Consider the following 14,426-nt stretch of genomic DNA (forward strand, 5'->3'; position numbering starts at 1 on the left):
TCGGATCCCCCCTCAATCAATGCTTCTCTGCGCCCACCGTCGCGGCAACACGATTCGGATCGACGAGACCCGCCAATTCCAACTGCATCAAGGCCATATTCACGAGGCCGTTGACCGAAGGCCGGCCCGTTTCCAGGACGAAATGAGCACAGCGTCGATACAGCGGGTTGCGCTGCAGATACAACTCGCGCAATTTACCCAGCGGGTCGCGCACCTGCAAGAGCGGCCGCTGCGTGTCGTGCCGCAGCCGCCTGAACAGCTCCTCTGGCGTAGATCGCAAATACAAGACCGTCGAATGCTGATGCAATTGATCGCGGTTAGCGTCCCGCAAGACGATGCCCCCCCCGGTGGCCAATACCAATTCGCCCTCACGGGCCAGGATATCGGCCAGAACCTCGGACTCGATATCCCGGAAAGCAGCCTCACCCGCGCGATCAAAGAAACTGCGGATTGATTCGCCCAAACGAGTTTCTATTTCAGCATCGGTGTCAGCAAAGCGCATCCCCAGTTGACGTGCCAAAGCACGGCCGACGGTGGACTTGCCACCGCCGGGCATGCCGACGAGAGAGATGATTTGACCCACCAACTAACGGAATGCCTAGTTTGGATTTGCGCAACTGCCAACTTGGCCATATGGGCTGATCGCAAAAGGAGGCGTGGCCTCGTTCTTGATCACATCGATGGGGACAATCAAAAGTCGCTCCGTGCCCTTCAATGTTCCCACTGTGTCGCCCTCAACCGCCAGACGCCCAGTCCATGCTGGCGGACTCAAGACACCGGAGGCGCTGACGCGAACCGCAATCTCCCCCCAACTACCCATGCTCTGTGGGTACTCAACACGCAATATTGCAACGCCATTCACGTCGGTCTTGGTCGAACCGACCATGCTGACGGAAACGTCCGACTTGCGGGGGTCCAGCTGCCCATTGCCGTTCACATCCTCCCCGGCTTCTATCGTGGCATTCCGATAACCCACACCCACCGAGCTGTCCTCGTTCAGGCAGACTGCGGTTTCATGCCGGATCCATCTCTTGCCCAAGGCGTCATAGTCGTAATAACCCTTGCGATAACTGGGCAAATCAACCAGGGGCGACAACTGCACGCCAGCCTTGGGGTTGCCAGCTGAATCAACCACCAGCACCACAAACTCTTGCATATAGGTGCCTCTGCTTGCCCCGGTCAGTACCGCCTCATTACTGCCGATAGAGATCGAAACAGGCTGCTCAACCACTGTCAAAGCAACGGACTTCAACACATTTGGAGCCTTGCAGTCGCTACTAGCAAACGCCCTATAAGCAGGATCGCTTTTCTCAAGAGCCCAAGGCTGCTTCTTGAGCGGCACAGCATTCGGATCTGCATAGATGAGCGAATCGTCCTTCGCATAACAAGCGTAAACCTTCAATTGCCCGGTCGGGCTTGAGCGCTGTCCAGCAATGAAGCTTGCGGCTGCAACGCCATTTGCGTCAGAGGTAATAACTCTATCCTTGCCCGAACTAATGTCTCCGTCTGTCGCGGCCGCATCTTCAGCAAAACTCAATAAGACGCGAACATTCCTGATTGGCAAATTATTGTCACCGCGGAAGAGCAACCGAAGTTCGGCTCTGTTTTCGGAACTGCCGATCGGATTCACGTTCACTACCAAAGGTGAGGCCGTGAAGGTGGCTGAAGCGATATTGGTACCGGTGGGCACTACATCAATTTTCGAGTCGATTTGAACCGTGGTAATCACCGCGACTCCACCTGCATTTGCGCGAATCGAATATGGGCCCGGGGCAGTATCCGCCGGCACAGTAAAGCTGAGTCTGAACTTGCCTTGCGTGTCCGATTTCAAAGCCTGACTTGCCGCAGGTGAGGGAGGAGAAACTATCGCGTCCACATCTGGCATCGGATTGGCATTTACATCGGTCAACGAATAGTCAACCACACCTTTTTCTCCAGCTTGCAGCGTCGCAGGCTGGGGAGTAGCCTGCAACTTGGCTCCGCTGACCGTGAAGGACTTGCTCTGCCTCAAAGCCTCGCTGGTCGTCGTGACAGTAACTGTCCGACTGGAGCGGTCGGCCCCAATTTGTACGGAAGCTTTTGCTTGACCCAAAGCGTCGGTCACCAAATTACCTGGCACCAGGACAGCGTTCTGATCAACCGAAAAAGTCACCTTGATTCCTGCCAAAGCGTTATTGGCCGAATCTTTGGCAGTTGCCACAACGTTGACCGTATCGCTACCCGAATTTCCGACCGTGGTTTTGTCCATGGAGAGCGTGAGAACGCTGGCCTTGGGAATTACGGCCACCGAATCGATGACGTTGAAAGACACTTGCCTGGACACCGTGCCGCTGATCACCTTTATTGCTATTGGGCGACTTGTACGGTCATTGCCCAAACTGACATCTGCAACCAAGTCTCCAGTCACCGGGTCGGTTGTCAACTTTCCTGATGCGTTCACCACCGCACCATCGGCGGGCACATCAAGCACGGCAAAGCTCACCGGCGAACCTCCGGTTACATTGCGATTGGCATCGAGCGACGTCACTGTTAGCTTGACGCTTTCACTACCATTATTCGGAATGCTGGACTTATCGAGCACGAGACGTAGATCCGCCACCTTGCTGCCATTGACGCTGTCAACCACATCAAAGCTGGAGGTCTTTGTGACGCTGCCGCTAGTAACGGTAACTTTTACCGTGCGACTTGTTCTATCGACCAATTGAACAACCGCAGTCATGCTGCCCGTATCCTTGCTGGTCACTTTAGCCGATGGCGTCACGATGGCTCCGCTGTCGACGGTCACTGACACCGGCACCTCAATGCCCGTGATTGCGGTATTACCGGCGGCCAAGGCGGTAATGGTGAAGGTGACTTTTTCTGCCCCAGAGTTAGGTACCGATGGCACGCTGCCTAGAACCGCCAAATCAGTCAGAGTCGATGCTGCCGGCGGCGTTACCGGGGTAGCCGGGTCCTGAAAAATCGGAGTGCCGGCGTCACTTCCACCACCTCCGCAAGCAGCCAGCAAACCGGCCATGGCCAAGCTCAGCAACACAAGCGCGCAGCGTCGGCCGAATCGATTGGTTTTACTACTCATCTCTGCATACTCCTGCAATGCCTGCATCGACTTCATGCGGCAAATCCCTATTTATTCAGCGGTTTTTACGAAACGATCACCGAACGGTGGCTTTATCGCTGACCACCTTGGGGGTCAGGAAGATCAGCAACTCGGTCTTGATCGATGAACGCGATTTGGTCTTGAACAGGTTACCGAGGTAGGGCACATCGCCCAAAAACGGCACCTTGGAAATATCATCCCGCTCGTCCTGCGTGAAGATACCGCCAATCACCACCGTGCCTCCGTTTTCAACCAGCACCGTCGTTTGCACATGCTTGGTGTTGATGGCAAAGCCTTGCGGGGTCAAGGTGCCGCGACTGTCTTTGTTGATGTCCACATTCAGGATCACATTGCCCTCCGGCGTGATCTGCGGCGTCACTTCGAGCTTCAAATTGGCTTTGCGGAACTGAATCGAGGTGGCGCCACTCGAGGTTGCGACCTGATAGGGCAGTTCTTCACCTTGTTCGATCAAGGCCTTGACCTGATCGGCGGTGATCACCCGCGGACTGGAAATAATCTTGCCCTTGCCGTCGGACTCCAATGCCGACAACTCAAGGTTCAAGAATCGGTTGGCGGTGGAACTGAACAGCGACAGCGCAAAGTTTGCGGCGGTCGCTCCACCGAAGGCGTCGGAGGACACATTGGCCGGCAAGTTGACCCACTGCGTATTGGCAAATTTGTTCTCGTCGCTCTGCTTGGTGCTGTAGCCGACGCCGTTGTAGTTGCCGCCGGCCACCGCATATTGGTTGCCGCCAACACTGACGCCAGGTATACCGCCCTGCCGACCACGCAAGTCATTGAAACCCAGTTTGACACCCAGAGAGCGACCGAATTTGTCATCCGCCTCGACGATGCGGGCCTCGATCAAGACCTGCCTGACCGGGATGTCGATCTTGGCAATCATGGTCAACACCTCTTCCAACTTGGAAGGGATGTCGGTCACAAACAATTGGTTGGTACGCGACTCGAACATCACGCTGCCGCGTGGCGACAAGATGCGCGCGGGGCTATGTCCTCCGGCTGCTCCACCACCACCGCCAGCGCCGCCGCTGCTGCCGCCGCCAACATTTTGCCCATTCAAGCCTTTGGCCACTTCCTCTGCCTTGGTGTAGTTGAGCTGAATAGCCTGCGTACGCACAGGCTCAAGCAGGGAGATTTGAGCCCTGGACTCCAGATCAAGCTTTTCCTTGGCAGCCAATTCGTCTTTTGGCGCGATCCACAACACGTTGCCCGACTTGCGCAGCCCCAGGCCTTTGGCCTGCATGATGATGTCTAGCGCTTGATCCCAAGGCACATCTTTCAAACGCAATGTCACATTGCCGGTGACCGAATCACTGGTGACGACGTTGAAATTGGTGAAGTCGGCGATCACCTGCAGCAGTGCTCGCACTTCAATGTTCTGGAAATTCAAAGACAACTTATCGCCGGCAAAGCCCGGGCCTGTCGTCAGCTTGTTCGGATCGATTTTCTGCGGCCTGACCTCCAAGACAAATTGATTGTCGCTTTGATAGGCACTGTGCTCCCAAGACCCCTTCGGCTCGACCACCATGCGCACTCGGTCACCTATTTGCGAGGTCGAGATCGATTGCACGGGGCTGCCGAAATCCGACACATCGAGCTTGCGGCGCAAACCTGCAGGAATGCTGGAACGCAAAAATTCCACGACCAGGTTCTGCCCTTGGTGCTGAATATCTACACCGACCTGATTACTCGGTAGATTGACGACGATTCGGCCAGAACTATCTTGCCCGCGTCGGAAGTCGATATCGCGGAGCAACTGTGTTTCTGCATTCAAACTGGCGGCGAAATGCACCGGCTCGCCTGGGCTCTTCGCAGCCACGGGGCTTGACTCCAAGACCAGCAACAAAGCACTGTCTTGGAGTTCGGCGCGGTATCCAGACGCCTGGCGCAAATTCAGCACCACTCTGGTGCGATCGCCGGCCTGGGCAACATTGGCGGAGCGCAAATTGCCTTGATTGACTTCGACCACGGACCGTCCAATGCCGTTCACCACACCAGGCAAGTCAATGGCAATGCGCGGCGGTGTTTGCACCGTAAAGCCCTTGGGCACCTCGGTCAAAGGTTCCGACATTTCGATGCGAACCACTTCAACGCCAGCCTGCTGAACGCTGTTGATCGACCGAATACTCACTTGAGCCTGCGCTTGTGTCGCCAGCAAAATGCTGAGCGAAGCCGCCATACCTATTCCCAACGCGCGCCAATGGCCCATGCCGAATGTCTCCTGCTGCAATATTTTCATCGTCCCTGCTCCTGAAGCTGGAGAGTACTTGTGCGTTCTACCCATTCACCGGCGGCATCCTGAACGACTTCCCGCAAAGTGATGTCGGTCTCTGAAATCTTCATTACCCGCCCGAAGTTAAGGCCCAAGTGCTCGCCATCTTTAACCCGGTAAAGCAAGTTGTCGGCCCGCAGCAAGGCATAACGTTGACCTTGCCGCATCATGCTGCCGACCATGGCCATGCTGTCCAGCGGATAGGACTCAAGCGGTTCGCGCCGCCGGTTCATCTCGGCGCTGAGCAAGGAATTCGGCTGTGCCGCTTCCTGCTTAATCGCGACACTGAGTTTTTGCGGGCTATAGGGGTCAACGCCGGCCGACGCTTCATAAGGCTGTGGCAAAAACTTCTTGGGCGGCACCAAGGGCTTGATGGTGGGTTTTGCCTCACGCTTTTGCTGCTCCATCCACTGATTCAACTCGCCCATATCGGCCGAGCAAGCCACCAGCAAGCTGCCAAGCAGCAAGGCGAATATCAAGCGTGCCTTCACTTTTTGACTCCCGCCGCGGCCTTGGCCGCTGCCTTTTTCTGATCCGCAACTTCCGTGACATCAAGATAACGGTAGGTACGCGCGGTCGCCTCCATGCTCAAGTTGCCGCCGGCGGCATCTTTGCCCGTCGGGGCAAGCACATTCAAATTGTGCAAGGTCACAATCCGCGACAAGTTGGAAACATCGGCCGCAAAGGAGCCGATGTCGTGATATCGCCCGGAGACACGCAGAGCAATCGGCAACTCGGCGTAATAGTCTTTAACCACCACTTGGCCCGGCCGAAACAGCTCGAACTGCAAGCCTCGACCAATGCCGGCTTGGTTGATGTCGGACAGCAGCGCGTCCATCTCGGCCTTGCCGGGCAACTGCTTTTCCAGCTGAGTCACATATTCCTCGACCTGGCTCTTTTGCTTGCGCAATTCAGGAAGATTGACCGCTTGAGCCAGTTTGCCTTTGTAATCTTGCTGGAGGACAGGTTCCCGGTCGCGTTCGGCCTCAAGTGCGGATTGCACATCCGCCAACACAAACACCCAACCCAACACCATCACCAGCACCGCCACTGCCGCAAATGCAGCCAACTTAGGTGCCCATGGCCACTGCCCCGGCTCGTTGGTATTGAGGCCACGAAACTGTTCGGCCATACCCTCGAACCATTGTCCGGGCTCAAAATTGATTGAAAACGCCTTGATCGCCATAGTTACCTCAGGACTTCTTGGCCGCGCGGGGGCGCGCTGTTACCGCAGAGGCTGCCGAGCTCGGTGCTGCAGGCTTGCCTGCCGCCTCACGACTAGGCTCCTTGATCGACACCCGCATCGAGAAGTCATACAAACGCTTTTGATCACGGCTATTGGTACTCAGATTAGCCACCTTGATTTCGACCAACTCGGGCCGGTCCAGCCACTCCGAATTGCGTGAGGTATTTCGAAGAAATTCCGATACCCGCTCATTGGTCTGCGCAATGCCACTGATGGTGACGACCTTGTCGGCTTGACGAATCGCCGTCAGATAGACCCCCTCCGGCGTGTGGCGTGCCAATTCATTCAGCAGTTGCACGGGAGTATTGCGATCGGTCTGCAAATCTTCGACCGCACGCTGACGCGACTTCAAAGACTCGATTTCGGCACGTAAATTGACAATGTCCTTGATTTGATCGTCGAGCCGGCCAATCTCGGCGCTCAAATATTGATTGCGCCGATGCTGCTCCGATGTCAGGTGTTGCATCAACATATAGGCTGCCGCCACCATGGCGGCACCGACCGCCGCCGCAATCCCCAGCCCGACGAAAAAAGCCGCCTTCCGACGCTTGCGTTTTTCTTCGCGATACGGAAGTAAGTTGATCAAGATCACTGGAAGAACCTCCGCATTGCCAAGCCGCATGCCGTCAGATAGGCGGGCGCCTCGCGCCGCAATTTAGGCTCGCGAATCGAGGCCCCCAAGGCCATATTTTCAAACGGATTCACCACCATGCAGGCAAAGCCCGTCAGTTCGGTCACGCGCTCTTTCAAACCGGATAAGGTCGCCGTGCCGCCAGCCAGCATCACGTAATGCACCTTGTGATGCGGCGTGCTGGTGAAGAAATACTGCAAGGCTCGGCCAATCTCTTGCGACAGACTATCGACGAATGGATTCAATACCGCCACTGCAAAATCTTCGGGCAAATCGTTGTTGAGTTTCTTTTGCTCGGCTTCCTCAAACGAGAAACCGTATTGACGTGAAATCAACTGAGTCAGTTGCGAGCCCCCAAAGGCCTGATCGCGGTCATAGAGCATTTCATCGTCGCGCAACACCTTGAGACTGGTGGTGTCGGCACCGATTTCGAACAAGGCCACCAAGGCGTCCTTGCCGGCATTCGGCAAATTGGCGATCAAACGCCCCATCGCCATACGCGACGCATGTGACTCGATGTCCAGAATTACCGGCCGCAAGCCTGCCGCCTCGGCCAAACCCTGGCGGTCTTGCACACGGTCTTTGCGCGAGGCGGCGATCAGCACCTCGACATCACCGACCGAGGTCGGACTGGGCCCGATCACGCAAAAGTCAAGGCTCACCTCGTCGAGAGAGAACGGGATGTACTGGTTGGCCTCGGCCTCAACCTGAATTTCCAGTTCTTCATCGCGCAGACCGGCCGGCAACATGATCTTCTTGGTGATGACGGCGGACTGAGGCATTGCCAACACCGCATCGCGGGTCTTGCTGCCACTGCGCGCCACGACACGGCGCACCGCATCGGCCACCTCATCGAATTTCTCGATCTGGCCGTCGGTGATCCAACCCTTCTCAAAAGGCTCGGTCGCAAAACGTTCCAGCACCATTTCGCCGCTCGCGCTCTGCCCCAATTCGACCAATTTGACACTGGAAGAACTGATATCCAAACCAATCATGGGCGGATGCTTACGGCCCATCAATACGTCAAGTATTCCCACGACGTGAATCCCCCAACGTTTATCGCCGGACTATTAATAAGTTATTTGAATGCTAGCAGCAAAGACCTTGAGCCCCTACGGAAACAAGGTCACAGCAAGTAACGCCACGTTGCGAAACATACACGCCTTCCGATCCGCTCTAAGCCTTGAAAAAGCGGGGAAAACCAGAAGACTGGCAAAACAACAGGAAAACCGCCATTTCACGTTGCGACACAGAAACAGGCGGGTGGGCTTTCTATAATCCGCCCACCCCACCCGGAGGCCCATGAGCGAAGCCAAAAAGACTGCCCCTCGAACCGCCAAGTCCGAGACCCCACCCAAAAAACACAACACCGCCTTGTCCGTGTTGGGCCGCACGGTTTCTTGGTTGATTGGGTTGACGCTTGCCGGCGTGTTTTCGGTATTGATGCTGATCGCCCTGGCGCTCGCTATGGCCTACCCCAATCTGCCCGACATCAGCGGCCTGACGGATTACCGCCCCAAGCTGCCAATGCGGGTTTTGTCCAGCGACGGCGTTTTGCTGGGCGAATTCGGGGAGGAGCGGCGCAACTTTCAATCCATCAAGGAAATCCCCAAGCGCATGCAAGACGCCGTCTTGGCGATTGAAGACGCACGCTTTTATCAGCATGGCGGTGTCGACTATCTGGGCGTCATCCGGGCCGGCTTGGCCAATTTCGGCGAGTCGCGCAGCCAAGGCGCATCGACCATCACCATGCAGGTGGCGCGCAACTTCTACTTGTCGACGGAAAAAACCCTGACCCGCAAGATTTACGAAATCCTGCTGGCCTTGAAGATCGAGAACGCACTCAGCAAGGATGAGATTCTCGAGATCTATATGAACCAGATCTTCTTGGGCCACCGTTCTTACGGCTTTGCGGCCGCCAGCGAGGTCTATTTCGGCAAACCGCTGCGTGACATTTCGATCGCCGAAGCCGCGATGTTGGCGGGTCTACCCAAGGCGCCGTCGGCCTACAACCCCATCAACAACCTGAAGCGCGCCACCATCCGCCAGCAATACATCATCGAACGGATGCTGGAAAACGGCTTCATCACCGAAGATCAACGGGATGCCGCCAAGGCCGAAAAACTGGTCTTCCGCCCACCGGCCGAGTCACCGCAACATGCCGAATTCGCGGCCGAGGCCGCTCGGGGCCTGATGTTCAGCCAATACGGCGAAGAGGCCTACACGCGCGGCCTGAATGTCTACCTGACCGTGCACGCCGACGAACAAACCATCGCCTACCGCGCCCTGCGGCGTGGCATCATGGATTTTGAGCGGCGCCAGGTCTACCGCGGCCCGGAAGCCTATGTCGACCTGCCGAGCGATCCGAAGGCTCTGGATGTGCGCATTGCCGAAGCATTGGCCGACCACCCGGCCAATGATGAGTTGCTGGCCGCCGTGGTGCTCGAGGCCGACGCGCGCAAGGTCGTGGCGGCGCTGCAAAGCGGCGAAACCCTGAACCTGACCGGCGAGGGGCTGAAGCCGGCCACTTCGGGCTTGAGCGACAAGGGCAACCCCAAGACCCGGATCCGCCGCGGCGCCGTCATTCGCGTCATCAAAACGGGCAAGGCCGGCAAGGAAGAATGGAGCATCACACAACTGCCCGAAGTCGAGGGCGCCTTCATCTCGATGGACCCGCGAGACGGCCGAATTCGCGCCATGGTCGGCGGTTTTGACTACGCCAAAAACAAGTTCAACCATGTGACGCAAGCCTGGCGCCAACCCGGCTCAAGCTTCAAGCCTTTCATCTATTCCGCCGCACTGGAAAAAGGCTTCACGCCCAGCACCGTGGTCAACGATGCGCCGCTTTTCTTCAGTGCAGCCACCACCGGCAGCCAGCCCTGGGAGCCGAAAAACTATGACGGTACCTTTGAAGGCGCGATGCCACTGCGCCGTGCTTTGGCCAAATCGAAGAATATGGTGTCGATTCGAATCCTCAATTCGATCGGCGTCGGCTTTGCCCAACAATGGCTGACCCGCTTTGGTTTTGAGGCCGAAAAACACCCCGCCTATTTGACAATGGCCTTGGGCGCCGGCTCGGTCACACCGATGCAAATGGCTCAGGGCTACGCGGTGTTTGCCAATGGCGGGCACCGTGTCGCGCCGCAATTGATCGCCAAGCTGACCGACAACAAGGGCCGTCTGCTGTATGAGGCAGCCCCGGTCCAACTCGGCGAAGAGTCGCGCACCATTGAGGCCAGAAATGCCTTCTTGATGAGCAGCCTGCTGCAAGAAGTGACCCGAAGCGGCACCGCAGCCAAGGCGCAAGCCCAGCTGAAGCGGCCGGACATCTACGGCAAGACCGGCACAACCAACGACTCAATGGATGCCTGGTTTGCCGGCTACCAAAAAGAGGTGGTAGCGGTGGTCTGGATCGGCTACGACCAGCCCCGCAAGCTGGGAGACCGGGAAACCGGCGGCGGCCTTTCGCTGCCGATCTGGATCGAATACATGGGCTTTGCCCTGCGCGGTGTTGCGGTCTCGGAGCCATCGGCGCCGGAGGGTGTATTGAACGTCAACGGCGAATGGTACTTTGACGAGTTCAGCGGCAAGGCCGGTGTTCCGGCCCTCAGCGACGATGAGGCTCACTTGCCCAAGGCAGCCGGGGATGACGAGAAGAAGAGCATTCTCGATATGTTCAAACGCTAAAGTTCAGCGGCTTGCCGCCCTGGGCGCTGGCCTGGGCGGCAAGCATGGCGAGAAACTCGGCGCCGGTTTTGGTATCGAGCCAAAGTCCGTCCACATAACGGAAGTGGAAACCGCCCGCCTTTGCCGCCATCCACAGCTCTTGCAAGGGCGCCTGGGTGTTGAGGATGATTTTGCTGCCGCCGGCGAAGCTCAACTCCAGCAGGCCGCCGCTGCGGTGGCTGTCGATGTCGATCACATCGCTGTCCAGCCAGGTGTCAATTTTGGCCTCGATGTGATCCAGCATCGCCCGCGTCTTGGCGAGGTATTCGGCGTCGGTGAGTGGCGTGGCAGCTGACATGGGCGATAAACTTCCGCAATGATGATGAAAACATTCAAGATGGCGGCCAGTGTATTCCCGTCAAACCTCTTCGGTGCACGGACAGCGCTGCTGCTGGGGCTGTTGCTTTGCTTGACAGGCTGCGGGCAAAAAGGCCCGCTGCGCCTGCCCGAGCCGACGCCCGCCGCGTCCAGCCCGAGCAAATCTTGATAGACCCTTAAATCTCCGCCTCGTGGCAGGCCACCGCCACGCCCTTGAACTGGCGCATCAACGGGCGCTCGCTCTTGCAGCGTTCGGTAGCCTTGGGGCAGCGCGGATGAAAACTGCAACCGCTCGGTGGATTGAGCGGATTCGGCACCTCGCCTTGCACCGGCGTGCGGGCCCTGCCCGTCATATGGATGTCGGGAATCGCATCCAGCAACATGCGTGTGTAAGGATGGCGCGGGCGGGCGAATAGCTCGGCCTTGTCGGCCAACTCGACCAAGCGGCCCAAGTACATCACGCCGACCTGATCGGCCACATGGCGCACCACCGCCAAGTTGTGCGAAATGAAGAGATAGGTCAACCCATTGCTGCGCTGCAAATCCTTCATGATGTTGAGCACCTGCGCCTGCACCGATACATCCAGCGCCGAGGTCGGCTCGTCGCAGACCAGGAACTCGGGTTGCGTCGCCAGCGCCCGCGCAATCGAGATGCGCTGACGCTGCCCACCCGAGAACTGATGCGGAAACTTCTCGCGGTCAACCGGCGACAAACCGACCGAACTCAACAACTCGCCGACACGCGCCCGCTGCGCCTCCAAGCCCACCACCAGGCCATGCTCCCGCAAGGGCTCGGCCACGATGTCCTGCACCTTCCAGCGCGGATTCAAGGACGCGTAAGGGTCCTGAAAGATCATCTGCATGCGCCGCCGCAAGGCCAGCGCGCCGTTCGATGCCAGCGTCTTGGCGGTGTCGATGCCGTCGAACTCCACCGTACCGCGGCTTGGCTCATACAGGCCCACCAACAGGCGCGCCACCGTACTTTTTCCGCAGCCTGACTCACCCACCAGCGCGAGCGTCTTGCCGCGCTCGATACTGAAGCTGACGCCGTCCACCGCATGCACAAACTGCCGGCTCTTGCGCTCAATCACCCGGTTCAACCAGGGCGGCGAGACATCGAAAATCTTCGCCAGGTCTTTGACCTCGACCAAGGGCTTGCTCATACCGAAGCCTCCTGTGCATTGGCGCGCAGCCAGCAAGCCGCGCTCGTGTTGCCCATGACCGTGATTTCGGGCCGCTCGACCCTGCAGCGCTCAAACACCTGCGGGCAACGTGGGTTGTAAGCGCAGCCCAGCGGTATCGCGTTCAGCCGCGGCATCGCGCCGTCGATTTGCAAGAGGCGCTCACGGTCCTCGTCCATCGCAGGAATGGCGCCCATCAGGCCGGCCGTATAGGGGTGGCTTGGCTGGTGAATGACGCTGTGCACCGGCCCGATTTCGGCCACCCGGCCGGCGTAAAGCACCGCCACGCGGTCGCAGGTTTCGGCGATCACACCCATATCGTGAGTCACCAGCATCACCGCCGCGCCCTGCTCCTTGCAGACGCGCTTGAGCAGGGCAATGATTTGCGCCTGTATCGACACATCCAGCGCCGTGGTCGGCTCGTCCGCCACGATCAGCTTCGGGCTGCCCGCCAGCGCCAACGCAATCACGACCCGCTGGCGCATGCCACCCGAGAACTGGTGCGGGTACTGATCGATGCGAGCCTCGGCGGCCGGGATACCGGTCTGCTCCAGCAACTCGATCGCCCGCTTGCGGGCCTGAGCTTGGCTCAGATTCAAGTGCGTCGTGATGGTTTCCATCAATTGCCGCCCGACCGTGTAGAGCGGATTCAAGGAGGTCAGCGGATCCTGAAAAATTGCCCCGATTTGGCGTCCACGGATCTTGCGCATCTCGTCATAGGGCAAGTTGTCGATGCGCCGTCCTTCGAGCAGGATTTCGCCCGAAGCGATACGCCCCGGCGGGTCGAGCAGGCCAATGATGGCCGCACCGGTCAGCGACTTGCCGGCCCCGGACTCGCCCACCACACCGAGAATTTCACCCGGGGCAATATCGAAATTGACGTCATCCAGCGCCAGCAAGGTTCCATGCCGGGTGGGGAATTCAACCCGCAGATGGCGGACTTCTAAAAGTGCTTGAGTCATGGGAAAATTTTTCAGCGAAGGCGTGGGTTGAGCGCGTCGCGCAGCCAGTCACCCAAGAGGTTCACGCTCAAGGCGATCAGCACCAGCATGGCGCCGGGCCAGATCGTGATCCACCATTCGCCGGAGAACAAAAAGTCATTGCCGACGCGGATCAAGGTGCCCAGCGAGGGGCTGGTCGGCGGCACGCCGACGCCCAAAAATGACAGCGTAGCCTCGGTGATGATGGCGGCCGCCACCTGAATGGTGGCCAACACCAGCACCGGCCCCAAGACATTGGGCAGTACATGGCGGCGCATGATGCGGCCCGGCGCCACACCGATCACGCGAGCGGCCTGCACATATTCCTTGTTGCGCTCCACCATCGTCGTGCCGCGCACCGTGCGCGCGTACTGAACCCAGCCGGTCAAGGAGATCGCCAGAATCAAGACCAAGAAAGCCAGGCTGTCATGCGCGTTCGGAAACATCGCCCGACCGACGCCGTCGATCAACAAGGCGATCAGGATCGAGGGGAAAGACAGCATCACGTCGCAGATGCGCATGATGAAGGCATCGATCTTGCCGCCGACAAAGCCCGACAGCAGGCCCAGCCCCACGCCTATCGTCATCGAAAGCAGCACCGAGGCGAAGCCAACGAACAGAGATATGCGTGCGCCATACATCAGCGCCGACAGCAGATCCCGCCCCTGGTCATCGGTGCCGAGCAGGTATTTGCTGCTGCCGCCTTCCATCCAAGCGGGAGGCAGGCGCGAATCCATCAACTCCAGCGAGGCCAGATCAAAGGGATTGTGCGGGGCAATGAATTCGGCAAACAGCGCGCAAAAAATGCAGATGAAGGCGATCACGGCCGCTACCATCGCCACCGGTGACGAGCGGAAGGAATGCCAGACATCGCCGGCAAAGAAGCGGCTCAGCGCGCCGGGCGCAACAGTTGAAGCAACAGAACTCATGCAGGAAGGAACTCGGCTGACGGTC

Annotated in this window: 13 protein-coding genes; 2 read left to right on the top strand and 11 right to left on the bottom strand. The window is 58.3% G+C overall.

Features of this window, described 5'->3' with window-relative positions; translation table 11 throughout:
* Positions 1 to 16 precede the first annotated feature (16 nt).
* The 7 genes from LNV07_RS10540 to LNV07_RS10570 all read right to left on the bottom strand — a co-directional run bounded on the left by LNV07_RS10540 (position 17) and on the right by LNV07_RS10570 (position 8,262).
* The gene (locus tag LNV07_RS10540) at positions 17 to 583 is read right to left on the bottom strand and encodes a shikimate kinase (protein WP_263571113.1); all 567 of its coding nucleotides are present in this window, start codon (positions 581 to 583) and stop codon (positions 17 to 19) included.
* Between the two features lie 15 nt (positions 584 to 598).
* Entirely contained in the window at positions 599 to 3,112 is a 2,514-nt protein-coding gene (locus LNV07_RS10545; RefSeq protein ID WP_263571114.1) for an Ig-like domain-containing protein, read from the bottom strand.
* 40 nt (positions 3,113 to 3,152) lie between these two features.
* Positions 3,153 to 5,357: a type IV pilus secretin PilQ gene (gene pilQ / locus LNV07_RS10550; protein WP_263571115.1), complete on the bottom strand. Its 2,205-nt coding sequence runs from the start codon at positions 5,355 to 5,357 to the stop codon at positions 3,153 to 3,155.
* Complete coding sequence (locus LNV07_RS10555; RefSeq protein ID WP_263571116.1) at positions 5,354 to 5,881, bottom strand: pilus assembly protein PilP; 528 nt, start codon at positions 5,879 to 5,881, stop codon at positions 5,354 to 5,356. Before LNV07_RS10555 ends, pilQ begins: the two co-directional genes overlap by 4 nt.
* The gene (locus LNV07_RS10560) at positions 5,878 to 6,522 is read right to left on the bottom strand and encodes a type IV pilus inner membrane component PilO (protein ID WP_263571117.1); all 645 of its coding nucleotides are present in this window, start codon (positions 6,520 to 6,522) and stop codon (positions 5,878 to 5,880) included. The genes LNV07_RS10555 and LNV07_RS10560 overlap by 4 nt, the downstream gene beginning before the upstream one ends.
* A gap of 61 nt (positions 6,523 to 6,583) precedes the next feature.
* A complete protein-coding gene (locus tag LNV07_RS10565; protein WP_263571118.1) occupies positions 6,584 to 7,228 on the bottom strand; it encodes a PilN domain-containing protein in 645 nt (214 codons plus the stop codon).
* Positions 7,225 to 8,262, bottom strand: coding sequence for a pilus assembly protein PilM (locus LNV07_RS10570; RefSeq protein ID WP_397545549.1), 1,038 nt, complete (start codon positions 8,260 to 8,262; stop codon positions 7,225 to 7,227). The genes LNV07_RS10565 and LNV07_RS10570 overlap by 4 nt, the downstream gene beginning before the upstream one ends.
* A gap of 307 nt (positions 8,263 to 8,569) precedes the next feature.
* Here LNV07_RS10570 and LNV07_RS10575 point away from each other — a divergent pair, with 307 nt between their 5' ends.
* Positions 8,570 to 10,954: a penicillin-binding protein 1A gene (locus tag LNV07_RS10575; RefSeq protein ID WP_397545550.1), complete on the top strand. Its 2,385-nt coding sequence runs from the start codon at positions 8,570 to 8,572 to the stop codon at positions 10,952 to 10,954.
* On the opposite strand, the gene cyaY is transcribed toward LNV07_RS10575, so the two are convergent.
* Positions 10,944 to 11,291 carry an iron donor protein CyaY gene (gene cyaY, locus LNV07_RS10580; protein WP_263571119.1) on the bottom strand — a complete coding sequence of 116 codons (348 nt, stop codon included), beginning with the start codon at positions 11,289 to 11,291 and terminating at the stop codon, positions 10,944 to 10,946. The genes LNV07_RS10575 and cyaY overlap by 11 nt on opposite strands.
* A gap of 18 nt (positions 11,292 to 11,309) precedes the next feature.
* On the opposite strand from cyaY, the gene lptM reads away from it, so the two are divergent.
* Positions 11,310 to 11,480: an LPS translocon maturation chaperone LptM gene (lptM, locus tag LNV07_RS10585; RefSeq protein ID WP_263571120.1), complete on the top strand. Its 171-nt coding sequence runs from the start codon at positions 11,310 to 11,312 to the stop codon at positions 11,478 to 11,480.
* A gap of 7 nt (positions 11,481 to 11,487) precedes the next feature.
* Here the strand turns inward: lptM and LNV07_RS10590 are convergent, their stop codons facing one another.
* From LNV07_RS10590 to LNV07_RS10600, 3 genes are read right to left on the bottom strand one after another with little or no spacing between them, the layout of a single operon-like run.
* Entirely contained in the window at positions 11,488 to 12,474 is a 987-nt protein-coding gene (locus LNV07_RS10590; protein ID WP_263571121.1) for an ABC transporter ATP-binding protein, read from the bottom strand.
* Entirely contained in the window at positions 12,471 to 13,454 is a 984-nt protein-coding gene (locus LNV07_RS10595) for an ABC transporter ATP-binding protein (RefSeq protein ID WP_263571122.1), read from the bottom strand. The genes LNV07_RS10590 and LNV07_RS10595 overlap by 4 nt, the downstream gene beginning before the upstream one ends.
* A gap of 11 nt (positions 13,455 to 13,465) precedes the next feature.
* Positions 13,466 to 14,401 carry an ABC transporter permease gene (locus LNV07_RS10600; RefSeq protein WP_263571123.1) on the bottom strand — a complete coding sequence of 312 codons (936 nt, stop codon included), beginning with the start codon at positions 14,399 to 14,401 and terminating at the stop codon, positions 13,466 to 13,468.
* Positions 14,402 to 14,426: the final 25 nt, after the last annotated feature.

The organism is Roseateles oligotrophus (genome assembly GCF_025717515.1).
GTDB lineage: Bacteria > Pseudomonadota > Gammaproteobacteria > Burkholderiales > Burkholderiaceae_C > Paucibacter_A > Paucibacter_A oligotrophus.

Excerpts from the sequence above, each read along its gene's own strand:
- cyaY (WP_263571119.1), bottom strand. The coding sequence starts at position 11,291 with ATGTCAGCTGCCACGCCACTCACCGACGCCGAATACCTCGCCAAGACG.
- LNV07_RS10560 (WP_263571117.1), bottom strand. The coding sequence starts at position 6,522 with ATGGCCGAACAGTTTCGTGGCCTCAATACCAACGAGCCGGGGCAGTGG.
- pilQ (WP_263571115.1), bottom strand. The coding sequence starts at position 5,357 with ATGAAAATATTGCAGCAGGAGACATTCGGCATGGGCCATTGGCGCGCG.
- LNV07_RS10570 (WP_397545549.1), bottom strand. The coding sequence starts at position 8,262 with ATGATTGGTTTGGATATCAGTTCTTCCAGTGTCAAATTGGTCGAATTG.
- LNV07_RS10545 (WP_263571114.1), bottom strand. The coding sequence starts at position 3,112 with ATGAAGTCGATGCAGGCATTGCAGGAGTATGCAGAGATGAGTAGTAAA.
- LNV07_RS10590 (WP_263571121.1), bottom strand. The coding sequence starts at position 12,474 with ATGAGCAAGCCCTTGGTCGAGGTCAAAGACCTGGCGAAGATTTTCGAT.
- lptM (WP_263571120.1), top strand. The coding sequence starts at position 11,310 with ATGATGATGAAAACATTCAAGATGGCGGCCAGTGTATTCCCGTCAAAC.
- LNV07_RS10575 (WP_397545550.1), top strand. The coding sequence starts at position 8,570 with ATGAGCGAAGCCAAAAAGACTGCCCCTCGAACCGCCAAGTCCGAGACC.
- LNV07_RS10595 (WP_263571122.1), bottom strand. The coding sequence starts at position 13,454 with ATGACTCAAGCACTTTTAGAAGTCCGCCATCTGCGGGTTGAATTCCCC.
- LNV07_RS10600 (WP_263571123.1), bottom strand. The coding sequence starts at position 14,401 with ATGAGTTCTGTTGCTTCAACTGTTGCGCCCGGCGCGCTGAGCCGCTTC.